This is a genomic window from Oceanobacillus salinisoli (assembly GCF_009733865.1).
GTDB lineage: Bacteria > Bacillota > Bacilli > Bacillales > Amphibacillaceae > Oceanobacillus > Oceanobacillus salinisoli.
Window position 1 is genome coordinate 259742 of the sequence record NZ_WOFB01000002.1, and the last position, 18585, is coordinate 278326.

Genomic DNA, 18585 nt, shown 5'->3' on the forward strand with positions numbered 1-18585 from the left:
GAGGTCTTTACTTTTATCTAAAGCTTGGCTAACAGAAAGGTGGTTGCAGGATGGGAACATTCGAAGAGTTACACACAATTGAAGCTGTGAATAGTTTCATTTCCAACAATCCGTTATCCTTTGTTTATATTTCGCGTACAGGCTGCAGTGTATGTCATGCCCTTTTGCCGAAGGTCCGTAAACTAATGGAAAATTTTCCGGAAATCCAACTCGCCCATATCAATTCCGCAGAAGTGGAGGAGGTCGCAGAAAGATTCACTGTTTTTTCGGTCCCGGCATTGCTTCTATTTATAGATGGGAAAGAATATTTGCGAGAAGCACGTATTGTCCATATGAGTCTATTCGAAGAAAAATTACAGAAGATTTATGAAGGTTATATGAATTAGAAGGCTATTCCCAAATGCTATAGGAATAGCCTTTTAATTCCTGATAAAGTGGGTTCTTTTTTTATCCTAGTGTGTTGCTAGTTAGGTATTTTAGTCAAACATTATTCTAAGTAAACAACGTAGGATTTGCTTCAAAACCTCCCCTATTTTTCCTACCCTTAACTGTCTCCAGTTTTCAAGAGATAGAACCCACAGTTCTCAAGAATTCAGAGAAGACAGATCAATAAGGTGAAGGAATAACTGCCCACAATTTAGGTATTCACTTTTTAAATACCCATTTACAGTGGCAAAAATCAATCATTCTGTTAGGTTTTTATTCTTTAGCTATTTCTGTAAAAGTATTATAATATACCTATATGGGTATAAGGGGTGGAGAAAATGAAAGAACAATCATATGCAAATCATACTCGTTATCAACCGTTACAGCACTTTGTTTGGTTACCATTAAGCTTTCTGTTGCTAGTTGGTACAGTTATTTATACTGTAATTCAATTCATGAAAGATGGTTTTTCTTTGCATTTGTTATTATTAGTTGGTGTAGTTATTCTGGCAATCATTCCTGGAATGCTAGCTCGTATCTATGCCCTAACTTTGCAAGATCGATTGATTCGGACCGAAGAGCAATTGCGATATTATATGTTGACGGGGAAGGGTTTGAATAATCGTCTGACAAATGAACAGATAATTGCGTTACGCTTTTCTTCAGATAGGGAATTTGTTGAGTTAGTAGATCGTACACTTGAAGAAAATCTATCACCAGCTGAAATTAAAAAGAATGTAAAAACGTGGAGGGCTGATTATCACCGTGTCTAATAGGTATTACCCTACAAAAATGAGAAAAGCATGTAGACATGGTTGGAACATGATATTAATCATAAAGTAAAGCATCATTCAATGAGAGCTTTTGTTCTCTCCTCACTGAAAATAGATAGAATGAATAAGAACCCCATGTTTCAGTTATTCTATTAAAGGGCGCTTTAATGTAGTAACGGAAAAGCCCAATTTCTCTATTTAACTAGCAGAGAAGTCGGTCTTTTTCATATTGATACTTTCTTAACATTGTAAAATCACATTTTACTGACGGTACTCCTTAAAGTTCTATACTTATCTGGTTCTGAGCCAACTAATGACTTAAAAGTACTAGAAATGTCATTACTTGAAGAGCCATTTGCAGAAAAGATTGAGCATCTATATAATATAGGGGCATATAAGACAGTTAATAAGTATCTTAGACAGATTTCCTTATGAAAATGAAAATGTGTAATATTTCTTGAGGATTTGGAAAAAGTAAAGACTTCAAAAAAAGAGTTGTTGCTAACAACGTATCAATGTGCGATTTTTACGAATGATGATTCAAATTCAATTATTGTTTTTGATAAGGACCCGATATCTAATCTTTTCCCATATCCCAAAGGAAAGTTTCCGATTTAGTGTATGATATTTTCAAAACTAAAAGAAAGCGAAATGAACAAGGATGTTATTATTACTTTTCAGAACATGATATTGAATACTCCATTTGATATTGCTCAGGAACAGTCATCGTTTCTATTACCGTTTTATACATTTTCACTTGCCACAGCTCCCTAAAGTCATCGGGTAATTTTACTATATCTTGTAATCACTTACAATAGTTGTTGAAACATACAACCACCAGGACATCTTGTAATATGTTAAGAAAAATTAGATATAAGCAAAACATATTTACTTGGTCAATCTAACAATCGCAGTAAAGCATATTATGGCATGTTAAGTGTTTTAAGTTTGGCTGTAGAGAGGTTATGGCTGGCATATGATTGGCGGTATGAATGATTAAAAAGTCAAACTAGAGTTGAAAGAAAGGGGCTATAAATATGACAGATAAACGATTTAATCCCGAAAAGGCACGTGTATTAATGAGTGAGGATCGCAAAAAGTTATTACCACCGGACGAAATAATTAAACATCTAAATGTGACCCAAGATGATACTATCGCTGATCTTGGTGCTGGTAATGGGTATTTTACAATTCCATTGGCAAGGCGAACGAAAAAGACAGTTTATGCGGTAGATATTGAGCCAAAAATGCTGGAAATGTTGAGGGAAAATGCAAGAGAAGAACTATTCGAAAACCTTTTTTATGTCGAAAGCGACTTAGACCATATTCAGCTTGATGACAACTCAGTAAACAAAGTAATGATTGCATTTGTCATTCATGAGGTTCCGAATATAGACAAAACACTGAGTGAAATAAAAAGAATTTTAAAATCTGGTGGACAGATGCTTTTAATTGAATGGGAGGCTATCCAAACAGAATCTGGTCCGCCAGTGCATCACCGAATCCCATCTGAAGAAATGTCTAGAATTTTGAAAGAAAATGGGTTTGATGCCAAAATAATTCCATTGAATCAAGCAAATTATGCAATAAAGGCTATACCAAATTAGTTCTAAGCATATAACCATCATTTTTACGAAATTAGATTAATTGCATGCACCAATCCAATCAAAGTATATAATGATAAAAAATATGTTTTAAAAAAGTTTTGAATGGATAATGGGGAAAATGTGTTTCCTTCAAAATCCTTACAATTCATCAAATTTTTCATTATCATAAATTATTGTTTACTGTGTCTCTTTGTTAACAAAAAACTCATCATGCAGTTCAAATGACTGTATGATGAGTTTGATTTTCTTATCGTTTTTATGAATCGTATGTTCTTTTAATTTTAAACTCCTCTGTGATTTTAATACTATTTTCAACAGATTGGATCATGGAACAATTTTTCCGTGTCAACTCCAGAGCCTTTTCTATTTTATTGGGCTCTATTTTTTCAGCATAAATAGTAAAAACCAAATGAATTTCCTCAATGCGGTTTACTTTATCTGGATTTCTTCTTACTCTAGTAGAGATAACTATATCATTAAATGGCAAGCGCATTTTTTGCAATATCTTTCTTAAAACCCCACCACTGCAGCCTGCTATTGAAGAAATCATCAATTGATAAGGACGAAAACCACAATTTTCTTGACTTGATATCCTTAATTCACCGAATTCTAAATTTGCTTGAAAACCATTTTCATTCATAGTGAATTTCAATTTTATTTAACTCCTTTAATGATTTATTTTTGTTTTCTTTAATGTAAAGGTTACCATTAGTTATTACTTGTAATTTATGTTCTATATGTGGAAACGGTTATCAAAGGAAGGACTATTATATTTAGCCTAAAAGGTATCTCAAATGATACAGTGGAAATGTGAAAGTTTGGTGAAAATTCAAAAAATGTTTTGGGTGAAGTCCTTGTTAATGTAGTTCAGGATTATCAAAAAGCGGGGAATTGTCACCCGCATCTCATCGTAAATTTTATAGTAATGTACTCAAAAGTATCTTCTTTAATTAAAAAGTTGTGTGGCTTCATGACACATGCCCCGCGGTGCCACCCTTATTATCCTACAATTTTATGTAAGGTCACTTTTTTATCTTAAAACAGCTCCAAAGCCCAATTCCAATAGACCATGGCACTTGTTTTCACCAACCACAAGTTCTCTAAAACCAGAGGGCAATTGTACTTTATCTTTGTCATCACTAATATAAGTTTTTTTCATTATATATACGAAAAAGAAAAAAGAAAGCAAGTCATTACGGATAAACAGATTCCGTTTAAAAATACGGTTTGGTCACTATTCATTTCATTGCTCAATTATTAAGTTCTATTTACAGTTAACCATGGATTGAATGGTGCTTAAATTTCTTTATTTAAAGTTCTATCGGATTACTTAATTGAAATCACAAATGAGTGAAACCCATAAAAAGGTTAAGTACTTTGTTCGTACTTAACCTTTTCAAGTGTGAACGTCTGGTTAGAAAAAGAATAGAGACGCAAGCAATACGAGAGATACGATTGCAAAGAATGGAATAAAGAAACCGGACCCATTTGTAGCAAGATAGATGCCTTTAGGCGTAACTTTCTTTATCACCCCACAGTAACGTTTACCATAATAATCAACAACTTCAACAGGTTTTCCATAATATTTACAAGCTTTGTGATAAAGGTGACCAGCTGACATTATTCTCCCCCCCTTTCACAATATATGGAGGCAAAGGACCTTGTCCTCCACCTTCAAGCTTTTTAATAGTTCACAAAACTAGTTCCTACGATAATTAGAAGAATAAACAGAACGACGATAAGGGCAAAGCCGCCGCCATGTCCGTAACCACTATAATCAGTCATATATATCCTCCTTTCTTAAAGGGTTTTAATATATGAGGAATATAGTGTTCTCTATTACATTAAATGCATAAAATTAATCGATTTTAATTCAACAATTAAACTGTGCTGCGATAAAAATATCCCTCACAGTATTAATTTATGCTAAGAAGTTAGTATCGAATGGACTAGTAATGGAGGGTACAAAACAAATTTTTAATAACGTGAAAGAGTGAAGGGCATCGTACTACAATAAAGGGATATTTCCTCATAAAACACCAAATACATATGAAGGGAGTGCCTATGATGTTTTGTTTTCTTCTCTTCTCGTGTTTAATCATCAAGGCATAGGGTTACTCAAGAATATCAGCAAAGAGGAATTAATTCCGAAACGGTTGTTTTCCTGAAAAAAATAAGTATTATCTCACGTTTATTAACCAATGTATTTAATTCTTTATTAAATGTTTGTTCTCATATTACATGTTAGAAAGGCTGTCATCAATCAGTGGCAGTTTTTGATGAACAGGTCAAGAAACAAGAATAGACGCTAGTGGGATTATTGGAAAGTCCGTGTAGCAAACAGGATATATTAACACCAAGAAGTGATATTAATTAGTTCGCAAATCATTTATTGCTAACGATATTAGTATTTTTTATAATATACTTAATAGAGTCAGGCAAAAAAATATTACATTCTCAGGGACTGGGAAGTTAGTTTAGTAATACAGGAAATTGTAAATGAATACTTGACTGGGAAGACGAAATATAAGTGAGGAAAAAAAATGGTTCAAGCAAATGATTATATGATCAGTTTACAAGAAATTAAATTAGTGAATCCAACATTAAATCAGGGACTCCAAGTAATGATGCTGATAAGTGGTGAACTGATTGTAGAAACGAATAGTCGATATTATACGTTAGAGGAGAAAGACCTATTAGTTATTAATCAAAATCAGCTTTATCAAATGAGAGGAAGTAAAAACAATAGGGTGCTGGTTGTAACGATTACAAATAAGTATTTGGAACAGCACTATCCCGCTTATCGAGAATATCGATTTGAATGTTTTTCTAAAGAAGTCGATATGGGACGTATACACTTGGTTAAGTCCATTCGGAAGTTGCTTGCAGAGATGCTAATTTCCAATTATCGGAGAGATGACAGCTATAAGATCGAAATGCAGTCTTATTTAAGCAAAATATTGCTTATTCTCATCCGTTCCTTTAAACAAAAGGCCATAAATACAGAAAAACATTTTTCCGATAATCGTATTACACAAATCATTGCTTATATAGAAGAAAATTATAAACATCCGATAACCCTTGAAGACACAGCAAAGAATTTTTATCTTTCTACAGGTTATCTGTCTCGATACTTTAAGCAAAAGATGGATATTGGTTTTAATCGTTTTTTAATGGAGATTCGAATGAATCATGCCATTAAGGATTTGCTTTATACCTCAAACCAAATTGGCCAGATAGCTATAGATAATGGATTTCCAAGTGCCAAATCTTTTGCAACACTGTTTAAGAAGATGTATAAAGAAACGCCTAAAACTTATCGAGAAAAAAATCAGAAGAATGTGTCGGATGTCGTGAATATTCATAAACCTGAAGATACTCTGGAAACCAAACAATCAAAAGGTATCCTGAAAAAGCTGCAGCTATTCCTTCATGAAGATGTTAAAGATTCCTATGAAAATACGGAGTGGCGTTCAGAGGAATTAATGATTGATGTTTCCCAAAATAGGAATAGGATGGAGGAAATGGTTAAACCGAAACATAATCTTTCCATCGGCGAATTAAGGGAAGTATTAAGAAAAGACGTCAGATCCCAATTGTTAGCGGTCAAAAAAGATTTGGGTTTGGAATTTGTCAGTATTAGACGTCTAATAAATGGATCTACTATTATTCCTGCCGTTGAAACAGATGAACTTATTGCAACAACTTCTCCTTATTACAATGCTGATTTTGCTTTAAGTTTTCTCCAAAAACATGGAATTTCTTTATTTATAAGCGTAGACTATCAAGAAATTACGGAAAATGAACAGCATTATTTTAAAGAATTAGATCAATTTTTGAAGCATTGTCTTAATATATATGGGAGATCTTACTTGAATACATGGAAATTTATGTTTTATGAATCACCTAGAACCGTGGTCAGTATGAATGAAATGAGCCGTGTTTATCTTAAGCTTAATCAAAAGATAAAAGATCTGATTCCAAATATAAATGTAGGAGTATTCCTTCCTTTTTCCTCTAGAAAAGAAAGAACAGGTAAAAAACATGAGTGGGTGATGGAAAAGAACATTCCAGTAGATTTTTTTGGGTATGAAACCAACCAAAATGAGGTTGTAGACTTTGAAAACCTTGATGATGAACGATTTGCTTTAACGGAAAACTATATAACTGACAAAACTGAGAAGCTAAAAAAATACTTAAGAAAGCATCATAAGGAAAAAAACCTTCACCTTGTTAACTGGAATACGTTGACCGGAAATACCCGTTATACAAATGGGACGTTTTTCCGAGGTGCCTTGGTATTTAAAAGCGCGCTTGAGGTTGCAAAAGAGGTAGAATCGATTGGCTTTTGGATTAATACGGAACAACATGAAAATAGGGTGAATAGTAGGGGTATTAGTATAGAAGGAATGGAACTTTATCACTATTTTAGTGGGAAACGTCCAGCATATTTTTCTATGCAATTTTTACAGAGATTAGAAGGAAAGATCATTGCAAAAGGTAACGAATATATGATGACGGAAAATGAATGGGGCTATCAGCTTGTATTAATGAATTATACAAATGTCAATCCTTATTATTCAACAGAAGAAACCTTATTAAAAAAATTAAATAAAGACATTCATGTTACCATTTCTAACCTTGAGCCAGGCAATTACCAAATCCGAAAACGTGTATTTGATAAGGATCATGGTGCACTTTATAATCAATGGTGGAATTTAAATAGTAAATTTGGTATTGATGAAGAGGTGATTCAATATATCATTGAAACAAGTCAACCTTCCTTAGATCTCTTTGATAAAACCTTTGACAAAGAATGGTCATTCTATTCTTATTTAACCTTTAATGCTATACATTTTTTTGAAATACGTAAAATAATAACTTAAAGAGGATGTTCAAAAAGTCCGGTGAAAAGGACACATCGACAGGTCTACTAAAACCGCCCACGTCCTTGAAAAAGAAAAGAACTTTTTCTGCGTGGATGTATCAGCTGACGAAGTGTTCCTTGTCCTGTGGGTAACGTAGAAGTCACCACAACACGCTCGGGGCCCGCTACTTAAAGCTTCGCCGTCTCGAACTTCTCGGTCCTTTTCATCCTCCTTTTGAACACGTACTTAAATGGTCATATTACTGAGGAATCAATGCATAAGGCATTGGTTCTTTTTAATGAGGTAAAAAAATAACGGTTGATTTTATACTTGTCTAAATTTGTCATAAAAAAAAGGTTAAACTTTGTTAATAATTGAGCAAGGATTAGCTTATCCGCTTTCATGTTTTTCTTTACAATTAATTTATATTAATAAGCATAAACAGCTTATTAAAGAAACAAAAAAGTAATTATTATCACTTACTTGTGAAACAAAATTAAGATTTATAAAAGGAGGATCATCATGGAAGCTACCAGCTATAAAGGTACAAATAAGATGATTGCAGGTATTGTATTTGGTGTCATTACATTCTGGTTATTTGCTCAGGCAATGGTAAATATTGTCCCTGCAGTACAGGAGGATTTAGGTGTTGAATCAGTGGCCTTAAACATAGCCATTAGTTTAACTTCTCTATTTTCAGGTATGTTTATTGTTGTTGCAGGTGGATTAGCAGATAGAATGGGAAGAAAGAAAATTACGTATATTGGTTTAATTTTAAGCATCATTGGTTCATTGCTTCTGGTACTTGCACAAGGTGCTGGATTATTAATTATCGGTCGTGTATTGCAAGGCTTATCTGCGGCATGTATTATGCCAGCTACGATTGCTTTGATGAAAGCATATTTTGAAGGTGCGGAGAGACAACGTGCACTTAGTTACTGGTCCATTGGTTCTTGGGGAGGATCTGGAATTACTTCCTTTGCCGGTGGTGCTATTGCAACGTATATGGGATGGAAGTGGATTTTTATTTTCTCTATCATTTTTGCCTTACTTGCGATGTGGCTCATCAAGGAAGTTCCGGAGAGCAAAGCCGAAACAACTGGTAAATTTAAGTTCGATTTCGGGGGACTGGGAATATTTATCATAACCATGCTTGCGATTAATATATTTATTACGCAAGGTGCTGACTTAGGTTGGACAAGTTTACCGACAATTATTGTAGCATTAGTATCTATTGTTGGTGTTATCGTATTTGTGAAATATGAAGCGAAAAGGAAAAATGCACTTATTGATTTTAACTTATTCAAAAACAAACCATATACTGGTGCGACCATTTCAAACTTTCTATTGAACGCTGTCGCAGGTACATTGATTGTTGCTAATACGTATGTACAAGTAGGTCGCGGTTTTACTGCATTTCAATCTGGTTTACTTTCCATTGGTTATTTAGTTGCCGTTCTAGCTATGATTCGTGTTGGTGAAAAACTGATGCAAAAGACTGGTGCGAAAAAACCAATGATTTGGGGATCAGCTATTACTTTAATTGGTGTAGCTTTAATGGGATTAACATTCTTACCTGATCTAATTTACACCGTAATGGTCTTTATCGGATTTATTTTATTTGGATTAGGTCTTGGAATGTATGCAACTCCATCGACTGATACAGCCGTTTCTGCAGCACCAGACGATAAGGTTGGGGAAGCATCAGGTATTTATAAAATGGCAAGTTCTTTAGGAAATGCTTTTGGTATTGCAATTTCTGCAACAGTATATAGTACTGTTGCGGCAGTCAGTACGGTTCATGTATCTGCAACAGTCGGAATTATCACGAATGTTATTTTCGCAGCTGTTTCATTATTATCTATTATGATACTCGTCCCAAGTGCTTCTAAAGAGGAAACGGACGAAGTTAATAGAACAGCGTAATTAAACAGCAGGACAAAATATTGTCCTGCTTTTACAAAATCTGAAAGGAGATGATCTTGATGAAAGAACAATTGATGAACATGTTGGAAGAACGAGAAAATGAAATGATTGAAATTCGCCGTTATTTACATGAGAATCCTGAACTTTCTTTCAAAGAGGAAAAAACTGCTGCATATATCGCAGAATTTTACGAAGGCAAAGATGTTGAAGTCGTAACAGATGCAGGTAATGGTCACGGAATTGTAGTTACGATAAAAGGTGGAAAACCTGGTAAAACGGTTGCACTGCGGGCTGATTTTGATGCACTGCCTATTAAAGAAGAATTGGATGTTCCCTTTAAGTCAAAAAATGAAGGTATCATGCACGCTTGTGGTCACGATGCTCATACAGCTTACCTATTAGTTTTAGCCGATTGTCTTATCCAATTAAAAGATAAGATCCATGGTACGGTTAAAATTATTCATCAACATGCTGAAGAAGTACCACCAGGTGGAGCAAAGAGCATTGTAGAAGCTGGATTCTTAGATGATGTAAATGCCATTTTCGGTATTCATGTATTACCGATGGCTCCAGCGGGAACGGTTGGTTATCATAGTGGGTATTCCTTTAATGGTCGTGCATATTTTAAACTTCGTTTACAGGCAAGTGGAGGACATGGATCATCTCCGCATAAGGCAAATGATGCGATTGTTGCTGGGTCCTATTTTGTCACAACGGTTCAAACGATTGTTAGTCGTAGAGTAGATCCATTGAATGCAGGTGTAGTGACAATTGGTTCATTTGATGGTAAAGGAAGTTTTAATGTTATTAAAGACAGCATTGAAATTGAAGGGGATATTCGCTATTCAAATAATGAAACCAGGGATATTATGGAAAAAGAAATTCATCGTATAGTTAAAGGTACCGAAGAATTATTTGGAGTAACCTGTGAACTAACCTATGAACCCGACTATCCTCCGTTATATAATGACCCAGAGTTGACTTCATTTGTAGCGGATACCTTGAAAGAGGTAGAGGATAAAGATATTAAAGAAATAACAGAATTCCCTAAAATGTCTCCATCCGATGATTTTGCATACTTTTTAGAGAAGGTTCCTGGCTCTTATTTTTATATCGGTTGTACACCAAAGGGAGTAAAAGAACCATATTTCAATCATCACCCTAAATTTGATATTGATGAAGATGCGATTCTCGTCGCAGCCAAATCAGTGGGATATGTTGTTTCTAACTATTTGGAAAAAGATGAATCAAGAGATTAATATTGAATATTGATTTAGAATATTGCACTAAATATGAAATTGAAACGTAATCTAACGGATTATGTTTCAATTTTTTTTTTTTTTTCGCACGTTAGGAAAGTATAAAATTTTAGCAAAGAAGTTTTTCGACGTAGCTAAAATTTTAACGTCCTAAGTATAAGAAAGTATAAATTTGCGCTTTCTAATGAATTTGGGCTGGGACATTATTAAAACAAGTATGTAAGGATAGATGAGCTCAGAGACTTTCATTGTAATGATTACATTATTTTGCAAGGGAATAAATAATTAAATGAGAAAGCGAGATACTAACATAACAAACACCCATACAAGATGGAAAATGAAGGAGGATTAATATGGAAGCTGCAAACTATAAAGGTACCAATAAAATGATTATGGGGATTGTATTTGGTGTTATTACGTTTTGGTTATTTGCTCAAGCAATGGTAAACATCGTTCCAGCAGTTCAGGAGGATTTAGGTGTTGATTTAGGGGTTTTGAATATAGCAATCAGCTTGACTTCTTTATTTTCTGGTCTGTTTATCGTTGTTGCGGGTGGATTGGCAGATAGACTTGGAAGAAAGAAAATCACCAATATTGGTTTAATATTAAGTGTCATTGGTTCTCTATTACTCGTTTTAGCGCAAGGATCTATCCTATTAATTTTAGGACGAGTTCTGCAAGGATTATCAGCGGCATGTGTTATGCCAGCTACCATTGCATTAATAAAAGCCTATTTCGATGGTGCAGAAAGACAACGGGCACTTAGTTTCTGGTCTATTGGATCATGGGGAGGATCTGGGGTTACCTCGTTTGCCGGTGGTGCTATTGCTACGTATATGGGGTGGAAATGGATTTTCATATTCTCGATTATTTTTGCACTGCTTGCTATGTGGCTAATTCGGGAAGTACCAGAAAGCAAAGCAGAAACAACAACCAAATTTAGATTCGATTTCGTTGGGTTGGCGATTTTTATCGCTACTATGCTTGCGATTAATATCCTCATTACGCAGGGCGATAATTTAGGGTGGACTAGTTTAACATCCATTATTTTAGTCATCGTATCTATTGTTGGTATTATTGCGTTTGTACTTTATGAAGGAAAAAGAAGGAATCCTTTTATTGATTTCAAGTTATTTAAAAATAAACCCTATACAGGTGCGACTGTATCGAATTTCTTACTGAATGCGGTTGCAGGTACTTTAATCGTAGCGAATACGTATGTACAAGTAGGGCGTGGATTCACTGCATTTCAATCAGGAATGCTATCCATTGGTTATTTAGTTGCTGTTCTTGCAATGATTCGCGTAGGAGAAAAGCTCATGCAGCGTGTTGGTGCTAAAAAACCAATGATATGGGGATCAATCATTACATTAATCGGGGTTGCTATTATGGGATTAACTTTTTTACCTAATCTCATTTACACAATTGGTGTGTTTATCGGGTTTATCTTATTTGGACTAGGTTTAGGTATGTATGCTACTCCATCAACGGACACAGCTGTTGCTGGAGCTCCAGACGATAAAGTTGGGGAAGCATCGGGTATTTATAAAATGGCAAGTTCTTTAGGTAATGCATTTGGTATTGCCATTTCAGCAACTGTATATAGTACAGTAGCTGAAATAACCAATGTTCATATATCAGCTACAGTTGGTATAATCACAAATGTTATATTTGCTGCTATTTCCCTAATTTCTATTATTGTACTTGTTCCAAGGGAAGTTAATAAGCATTAAAAACAACATATGAGCTGTGTTTTTATTCAGAAAAGGAACTTGTTTTGTGTTAGGAAATTATAAAAATTCAGCAAGGTAGGGCATAGGAAAAACTGCACATTCGCTCAGGGACGAGGAATGGAAGCTTTCCCTATGTCATTCCTAATCTAAAAATTAGAAGGGAGCTTTACATGATGAGAGATGAATTAATGAAAATGCTGGAGGAACGAAAAGATGAGATGATTGAAATCCGTCGTTATTTACATGAGCATCCTGAACTGTCTTTTAAAGAAGAAAAAACAGCATCCTATATTGCCGATTTTTACAATGGTAAAGATGTCCAAGTAGAAACTAATGTAGGAAATGGACATGGAATCATTGTAACGATTGAGGGTGCTTCATCTGGGAAAACTATCGGACTTCGTGCTGATTTTGATGCACTACCTATTATCGAGGAAGCGGATGTTCCGTTTAAGTCGAAAAATGAAGGCGTGATGCATGCGTGTGGACATGATGCCCATACCGCATATTTATTAGTATTGGCTGATTGCCTTATCCAGTTAAAGGATAAAATCAATGGAAAAATTAAAATTATTCATCAACATGCAGAGGAAGAGCCCCCTGGTGGTGCAAAAAGCATTATGGAAACAGGCAAACTGGATGATGTAGATGCAATTTTTGGCATTCATGTATTACCTATGGCTCCTGCGGGAACAGTCGGCTATCATAGTGGATTTTCCTTTAATGGTCGTACCTATTTTAAATTACAGATTCAGGCAAGTGGAGGGCATGGTTCATCTCCTCATAAAGCAAATGACGCCATAGTTGCAGGCTCCTATTTTGTTACTGCAGTACAAACGGTCGTCAGTCGTAAGGTGGATCCACTTGCTGCAGGTGTGGTAACCATTGGCTCATTTGACGGAAAAGGAAGTTTTAATGTTATTAAAGACAGTATTGAGCTTGAAGGAGATATTCGTTATTCAAATGATAAAGTACAGGAGGTTATCGACAAAGAAATTCATCGAATGGTCAAAGGGTTGGAAGAATTATTTGGTGTAACTTGTGAGCTTACGTATACACCTGATTATCCACCATTATATAATGATCCTGAATTGACGGTTTTTGTTGCAGAAACCTTAAATAAGGTAAATGATAAAGATATTACAGAAGTAAAAGAATTTCCTAAACTGTCTCCATCTGAAGATTTTGCATACTACCTAGAAAAAATTCCAGGCTCCTACTTTTATATTGGTTGTACTCCAAAAGGTGTGGAAGAGCCTTACTTTAATCACCATCCTAAATTCGATATTGATGAGGATGCAATTCTTGTTGCAGCCAAATCAGTAGGGCATGTCGTTTGCAGTTATTTAACGCAAAAGTAGCAGTATATGTGGTCGTGTGATAAATGACTTGTAAAATCAGCACTTCAAGAATGATAAGTGGGGACTCGGCAGCCAGAAAACTCCTGATTCAATCATCTCATAATCGCGGGGATAAAAAAACGCTGATTGAAGATCACTTATTATCCATAGCGGGCAATGATACAAGGTAAAGTTAGACAAGCGGGAAATTGCATATTTCACCTTTCGAGAGAAAAAAATATTATTGATCGGATACAGCATGATCAAGGAGGGTGCTAAATGGACAAGGATATGGATATGCATTACGGTAGTGACTACAAATATATCCCCACAACTTCTCTAGAAAGTGGAATGGGGATTGAAGTCTTGCCTGATTTATATTGTCATACAATCCAAATTGTCAATATTATTTTAGTTGATAATCCAGAAAAAAACGACTTTGTATTAGTTGATGCAGGAATGCCGAATTCAGCAGATAAAATTATTTCGGTTATCGAAGAACGGTTTGGTGATAACAGCCGTCCAAGAGCTATTATTTTAACGCATGGTCATTTTGATCATGTTGGTGCGGTCATTGACCTGGTTCAACATTGGGACATTCCTGTTTATGCTCATGAATTAGAACTGCCCTATTTAACAGGTAAGAAAAGTTATCCTGAACCAGACCCAAATGTGGAAGGTGGTATGGTAGCAAAAATGTCTCCACTGTTTCCTAATGAACCTATTGATTTAGGGAATCATGTGGAAATGCTCCCTTCTGATGGAACTATACCTCATATGTCTGATTTCCGTTGGATTCATACACCAGGACATACACCTGGCCATGTATCATTGTTCAGAGAAAACGACAGGGCCTTAATTGCGGGAGATGCATTTGTTACTGTTAAACAAGACTCCCTTTATAAAGTTGTCACGCAAGAACAGGAAATAAATGGACCACCAAGATACCTTACAACAGATTGGAAAGCTGCCAAGGAATCAGTCATTAAATTAGAAGCATTGAAACCTACTGTTGCAGTTACTGGACATGGAATTCCTATGTCTGGTGAGTTTTTATCAAACAGCTTAGAAAAGTTAGTTCAAGAATTTGATGACATTGCCATTCCAGATTATGGGAAGTATGTGGATAAAAACATACATTAAGAGTAAAGTCATAAAAATGGCTTAGGGAATATTATTTTAGTGAAGGAAAATCCGAACTATGATTCAAAATTCTTCCGTTAGAATTTGAATCAGTTCGGATTTTTTTAGCTGCTAGAATTTATTTAACTGGAACTTATAGGTATTCCGTGATTTTATTTGTATTTGGTCCTTATATTACAAATTATAGACCTCTTAAGTCTTCATATAATATGGATAAGTTAATACACACAAAGAAGCAGTGTTAACTCCGTGTCATACCGTAAAACTCCAAAAAATGTATTCCATACTTTCTTCTATGGTTGTAAAAGTGTTTTTAACACCCTCTTGTTTTTGTGACATGCCATTGGCGTGACCTTTATTACTTTGTTTTATGTAAGAATTACTATATCTGTTGATTAAGCTCCAAAGGCCAATTCCTATACAAAATGGTACTTGTTCCACGAAAAAGGCCAGTTGTATTCTGACATGTTCATCGTCAAAACAGCATGCGTTTTTCTTAACATTAAAATATACAAAATAAAAAAAGGAAATCAAATTTTGAATGCCAAAATTTAGTTTATCTATTCCTCGATTAATTATTCAAATATGTCGTTTTTCCATATATACTAATATTTAGAAAACAGTTAGGAGATTGATACAATGGGGAAACAGTATCTTACGTTTTATTATTCAGTTATCATCATTCTCCTCTTTAGTATGGTTTTGCCAACAATGAAAATTAGTGGTGAAGCAGAATTTACGGTTATTAATACCCATTCACCAAGAGAAACAAGCATCAAGTTAATGGAACCAGACCTTACAATGAAACGTTTTTCTTCTGCACCGGATTTTTCCTTTACGTATCCTGATGCAGTAAGAGGAATATATGTATCCGGAAATTCAGCAGGTTCCACTCATTTTCAATCCTTGCTTGATTTGGTTGATACGACAGATTTAAATGCGATGGTTATTGATATAAAAGATGACCATGGAAATGTAACGTTTAATGTGGAAGAAGGTTCACCATACAAAGATATCGCACGGAATTATATTTCAAATCCCGAAGCGATAATGGAGACATTAGAAAAAAGAAATATATATCCGATAGCCAGGGTTGTCGTATTTAAAGATTCCATGCTTGCGCAAAAGCGTCCGGACCTTTCCTTTACAGAAAATGGAAAAGTATGGACAAACAGCCGCGGAGAAGCATTTGTTAATCCTTTTGAAAAAGAAGTTTGGGATTATAACGTAGACATTGCAAAAATGGCAGCAGACATGGGATTCCAGGAAATTCAATTCGATTATGTTCGTTTTCCAGAAGGATTTGAAAGGAAAGACGAAATTTTACAATATTCTATGGGGGATTATAAAACCCTTGAAATGAATAACATCAAAAAACGTGTAGAGGCTGTAACAAATTTTGTAGCATATGCGAAGAAGGAATTGAAAGATTATGACGTGGATGTGTCGGTCGATATTTTTGGATATGCAGCCACGATGGAAGAAACACCAGGGATTGGACAAAATTTTTCCAGGATTTCTGAGAATGTGGATATTATTTCATCGATGATTTACCCGAGTCACTGGTCCAATAATTATTTTGGAATTGATGTACCTGACAGAGAACCATATCGGCTTGTAAGTGAATACTCCAAAGTGGAAAATGAAGTATTAGGGAAATTAGATATGCCACCAACTTCAAGGCCTTGGCTTCAGGATTTTGAAGCACCTTGGCTATATAATGGCAATACACAGCAATACGGAAAAGAGGAAGTCGAAGCACAAATAAAAGCGCTCTATGATCATGGCATCGATGAATTTCTTCTTTGGAATGCCGGCAATCAATATACAAAAGACGTAAATTATTTAGTTGGTAAAAATGAATAGTTGACGGATTCAGAACTTTTTTAAGCAGATTCTCCGAAATTCGGAGGTCTGCTTTTCTAATGTATCTTCATTGTAAAAATTGCCATGAAATGTTGGGATTTCATGCCTAGTTCCATTTTTCAAAAAGCAAATTTTTGGGTATAATAATTTTGATGACGATGAACTGGAAATCCGTGAATACGGGACAAATGATAAAGGGGTAGTAGATCAATGAACTGGTACGATAAATTGAAGGAGTATTTCCCGATTGAAGAAATGAAATCAAAAAAGCACATGGAATTACTTTTAAAAGAAAAAGGCGACGTTTACCATAAAGATGAAAGCCCAACACATGTCCTTATGTATGCTGAATTTGATACGTTTATCTTTATCGATTATATTTGGGTATCTTCAGAAACCAGGGGACAAGGTATAGGTCATAAATTAATTGATAAACTAAAAGCAAAAAATAAGCCAATAATTTTGGAAGTAGAGCCTATTGATTATGAAGATAGTGATACGGAAAAAAGGTTACACTTTTACCGTAGAGAAGGCTTTTCACATGCACAATCCATCGGCTATAACCGCAGATCTCTAGCGACCAATGAAGAAACACCAATGGAAATCCTGTATTGGTCACCAAATGACGAACCAGAAGAAATAATATACAAACAAATGAAAAAAATGTATGAAGATATTCATACGTATAAAGACCAAGAGATATATGGAAAATCCTATCAGCCGGCTGAAGAAGTTTTGAGTTATGATGAAACCAGGGATTCACAAAACATTTTAAGTAGGTTGGAGCCCAATCAATAAGTATAGGGGAAGTCAAAAAGGCTTTCCCTATTTAAATGTAGCATGTGTCTCTAAAAATTCTTTGCATATGATGAATATGCTTTAAAGTCATTGAGAACAGCCTTAATCATTAATTCCAGTATTTAACTTGTGCAATATTAAACTTTTTTCAATTAGTTAGGTTTAATTGAAAAAGGAAAGGGGTATCTTATATAGTAAATGAGAACTTTATGTGAACATTAGAAAATTACCTTATATTTCTAAAAAACCCTCTACCTTTTACTTGACAAATGTAGTATACTTATACATATAGGTTATTTAAACTTATTTTAATTTAAGAATGGAATAAGTTTTCAAATGGTTACAAGGAAAATATATATCATATTTATAGAATGAGGAGTGAAGTTACATGGTTACGCTTTATACCTCACCAAGTTGTACATCTTGCAGAAAAGCAAAAGCATGGTTGGAAAAACATAACATACCATATAAAGAGCGCAATATCTTTTCAGATCCATTAACATTGGAAGAAATAAAAGAAATATTGCGTATGACTGAAGATGGAACTGATGAGATTATTTCAACACGTTCTAAAGTTTTTCAAAAATTGGATGTTAATATCGAGCAGTTGCCAATGAAAGACCTGTTCCAATTAATTCAACAAAATCCTGGTCTACTAAGAAGACCGATTATTCTTGATGAAAAACGTCTTCAAGTGGGATATAACGAAGATGAAATTCGCAGGTTTCTTCCTAGAACAGTACGTACATTTCAATTACGTGAAGCGCAAAGAATGGTTAATTAATCTTGGTGGAAGTGCATATAATAAGAAATAAAAACGCAGAATAATTTACATTCTGCGTTTTT

General features: G+C 34.7%; 15 protein-coding genes. 12 read left to right on the forward strand and 3 right to left on the reverse strand.

Annotated elements, in window-relative coordinates; all coding sequences use genetic code 11:
* Nucleotides 1–50 precede the first annotated feature (50 nt).
* The 3 genes from GMJ66_RS03085 (at nucleotide 51) to GMJ66_RS03095 (ending at nucleotide 2806) form a co-directional block, all read left to right on the forward strand.
* Nucleotides 51–386, forward strand: a complete 336-nt coding sequence (locus GMJ66_RS03085) for a thioredoxin family protein (RefSeq protein ID WP_156288872.1) — start codon at nucleotides 51–53, stop codon at nucleotides 384–386.
* 378 nt (nucleotides 387–764) lie between these two features.
* Nucleotides 765–1199 (forward strand): DUF6526 family protein, encoded by a 435-nt coding sequence (locus tag GMJ66_RS03090; RefSeq protein ID WP_156288873.1) that lies wholly within the window; start codon nucleotides 765–767, stop codon nucleotides 1197–1199.
* Between the two features lie 1037 nt (nucleotides 1200–2236).
* Nucleotides 2237–2806: a class I SAM-dependent methyltransferase gene (locus GMJ66_RS03095; protein ID WP_156288874.1), complete on the forward strand. Its 570-nt coding sequence runs from the start codon at nucleotides 2237–2239 to the stop codon at nucleotides 2804–2806.
* A gap of 256 nt (nucleotides 2807–3062) precedes the next feature.
* On the opposite strand, the gene GMJ66_RS03100 is transcribed toward GMJ66_RS03095, so the two are convergent.
* The 3 genes from GMJ66_RS03100 to GMJ66_RS03110 all read right to left on the reverse strand — a co-directional run bounded on the left by GMJ66_RS03100 (nucleotide 3063) and on the right by GMJ66_RS03110 (nucleotide 4591).
* On the reverse strand, nucleotides 3063–3458 hold the full coding sequence (locus GMJ66_RS03100; RefSeq protein ID WP_156288875.1) for an OsmC family protein: 396 nt from the start codon (nucleotides 3456–3458) through the stop codon (nucleotides 3063–3065).
* Between the two features lie 762 nt (nucleotides 3459–4220).
* A complete protein-coding gene (locus GMJ66_RS03105) occupies nucleotides 4221–4427 on the reverse strand; it encodes a hypothetical protein (RefSeq protein WP_156288876.1) in 207 nt (68 codons plus the stop codon).
* Between the two features lie 62 nt (nucleotides 4428–4489).
* Nucleotides 4490–4591 carry a YjcZ family sporulation protein gene (locus GMJ66_RS03110; RefSeq protein WP_156288877.1) on the reverse strand — a complete coding sequence of 34 codons (102 nt, stop codon included), beginning with the start codon at nucleotides 4589–4591 and terminating at the stop codon, nucleotides 4490–4492.
* 758 nt (nucleotides 4592–5349) lie between these two features.
* Here GMJ66_RS03110 and GMJ66_RS03115 point away from each other — a divergent pair.
* From GMJ66_RS03115 to spxA, 9 genes are all read left to right on the forward strand, one after another.
* The gene (locus GMJ66_RS03115; protein ID WP_156288878.1) at nucleotides 5350–7692 is read left to right on the forward strand and encodes a helix-turn-helix domain-containing protein; all 2343 of its coding nucleotides are present in this window, start codon (nucleotides 5350–5352) and stop codon (nucleotides 7690–7692) included.
* Between the two features lie 504 nt (nucleotides 7693–8196).
* On the forward strand, nucleotides 8197–9600 hold the full coding sequence (locus GMJ66_RS03120; protein ID WP_156288879.1) for an MFS transporter: 1404 nt from the start codon (nucleotides 8197–8199) through the stop codon (nucleotides 9598–9600).
* Between the two features lie 59 nt (nucleotides 9601–9659).
* Nucleotides 9660–10859, forward strand: a complete 1200-nt coding sequence (locus GMJ66_RS03125) for an amidohydrolase (protein WP_156288880.1) — start codon at nucleotides 9660–9662, stop codon at nucleotides 10857–10859.
* A 353-nt stretch (nucleotides 10860–11212) separates the two neighbouring features.
* Complete coding sequence (locus GMJ66_RS03130) at nucleotides 11213–12592, forward strand: MFS transporter (protein WP_156288881.1); 1380 nt, start codon at nucleotides 11213–11215, stop codon at nucleotides 12590–12592.
* A 173-nt stretch (nucleotides 12593–12765) separates the two neighbouring features.
* Entirely contained in the window at nucleotides 12766–13953 is a 1188-nt protein-coding gene (locus GMJ66_RS03135) for an amidohydrolase (protein WP_156288882.1), read from the forward strand.
* A gap of 258 nt (nucleotides 13954–14211) precedes the next feature.
* Nucleotides 14212–15075, forward strand: coding sequence for an MBL fold metallo-hydrolase (locus GMJ66_RS03140; protein WP_231514797.1), 864 nt, complete (start codon nucleotides 14212–14214; stop codon nucleotides 15073–15075).
* A 639-nt stretch (nucleotides 15076–15714) separates the two neighbouring features.
* Complete coding sequence (locus tag GMJ66_RS03145) at nucleotides 15715–16941, forward strand: putative glycoside hydrolase (RefSeq protein ID WP_156288883.1); 1227 nt, start codon at nucleotides 15715–15717, stop codon at nucleotides 16939–16941.
* Between the two features lie 210 nt (nucleotides 16942–17151).
* Complete coding sequence (locus tag GMJ66_RS03150) at nucleotides 17152–17739, forward strand: GNAT family N-acetyltransferase (RefSeq protein WP_156288884.1); 588 nt, start codon at nucleotides 17152–17154, stop codon at nucleotides 17737–17739.
* Nucleotides 17740–18127: 388 nt separating this feature from the next.
* Nucleotides 18128–18523, forward strand: a complete 396-nt coding sequence (gene spxA / locus GMJ66_RS03155) for a transcriptional regulator SpxA (RefSeq protein ID WP_156288885.1) — start codon at nucleotides 18128–18130, stop codon at nucleotides 18521–18523.
* Nucleotides 18524–18585: the final 62 nt, after the last annotated feature.

Coding starts and splice junctions, on each gene's coding strand:
- GMJ66_RS03135 (WP_156288882.1), top strand. CDS start 12,766: ATGAGAGATGAATTAATGAAAATGCTGGAGGAACGAAAAGATGAGATG.
- spxA (WP_156288885.1), top strand. CDS start 18,128: ATGGTTACGCTTTATACCTCACCAAGTTGTACATCTTGCAGAAAAGCA.
- GMJ66_RS03105 (WP_156288876.1), bottom strand. CDS start 4,427: ATGTCAGCTGGTCACCTTTATCACAAAGCTTGTAAATATTATGGAAAA.
- GMJ66_RS03085 (WP_156288872.1), top strand. CDS start 51: ATGGGAACATTCGAAGAGTTACACACAATTGAAGCTGTGAATAGTTTC.
- GMJ66_RS03130 (WP_156288881.1), top strand. CDS start 11,213: ATGGAAGCTGCAAACTATAAAGGTACCAATAAAATGATTATGGGGATT.
- GMJ66_RS03120 (WP_156288879.1), top strand. CDS start 8,197: ATGGAAGCTACCAGCTATAAAGGTACAAATAAGATGATTGCAGGTATT.
- GMJ66_RS03125 (WP_156288880.1), top strand. CDS start 9,660: ATGAAAGAACAATTGATGAACATGTTGGAAGAACGAGAAAATGAAATG.
- GMJ66_RS03150 (WP_156288884.1), top strand. CDS start 17,152: ATGAACTGGTACGATAAATTGAAGGAGTATTTCCCGATTGAAGAAATG.
- GMJ66_RS03090 (WP_156288873.1), top strand. CDS start 765: ATGAAAGAACAATCATATGCAAATCATACTCGTTATCAACCGTTACAG.
- GMJ66_RS03095 (WP_156288874.1), top strand. CDS start 2,237: ATGACAGATAAACGATTTAATCCCGAAAAGGCACGTGTATTAATGAGT.
- GMJ66_RS03140 (WP_231514797.1), top strand. CDS start 14,212: ATGGACAAGGATATGGATATGCATTACGGTAGTGACTACAAATATATC.
- GMJ66_RS03145 (WP_156288883.1), top strand. CDS start 15,715: ATGGGGAAACAGTATCTTACGTTTTATTATTCAGTTATCATCATTCTC.
- GMJ66_RS03110 (WP_156288877.1), bottom strand. CDS start 4,591: ATGACTGATTATAGTGGTTACGGACATGGCGGCGGCTTTGCCCTTATC.
- GMJ66_RS03115 (WP_156288878.1), top strand. CDS start 5,350: ATGGTTCAAGCAAATGATTATATGATCAGTTTACAAGAAATTAAATTA.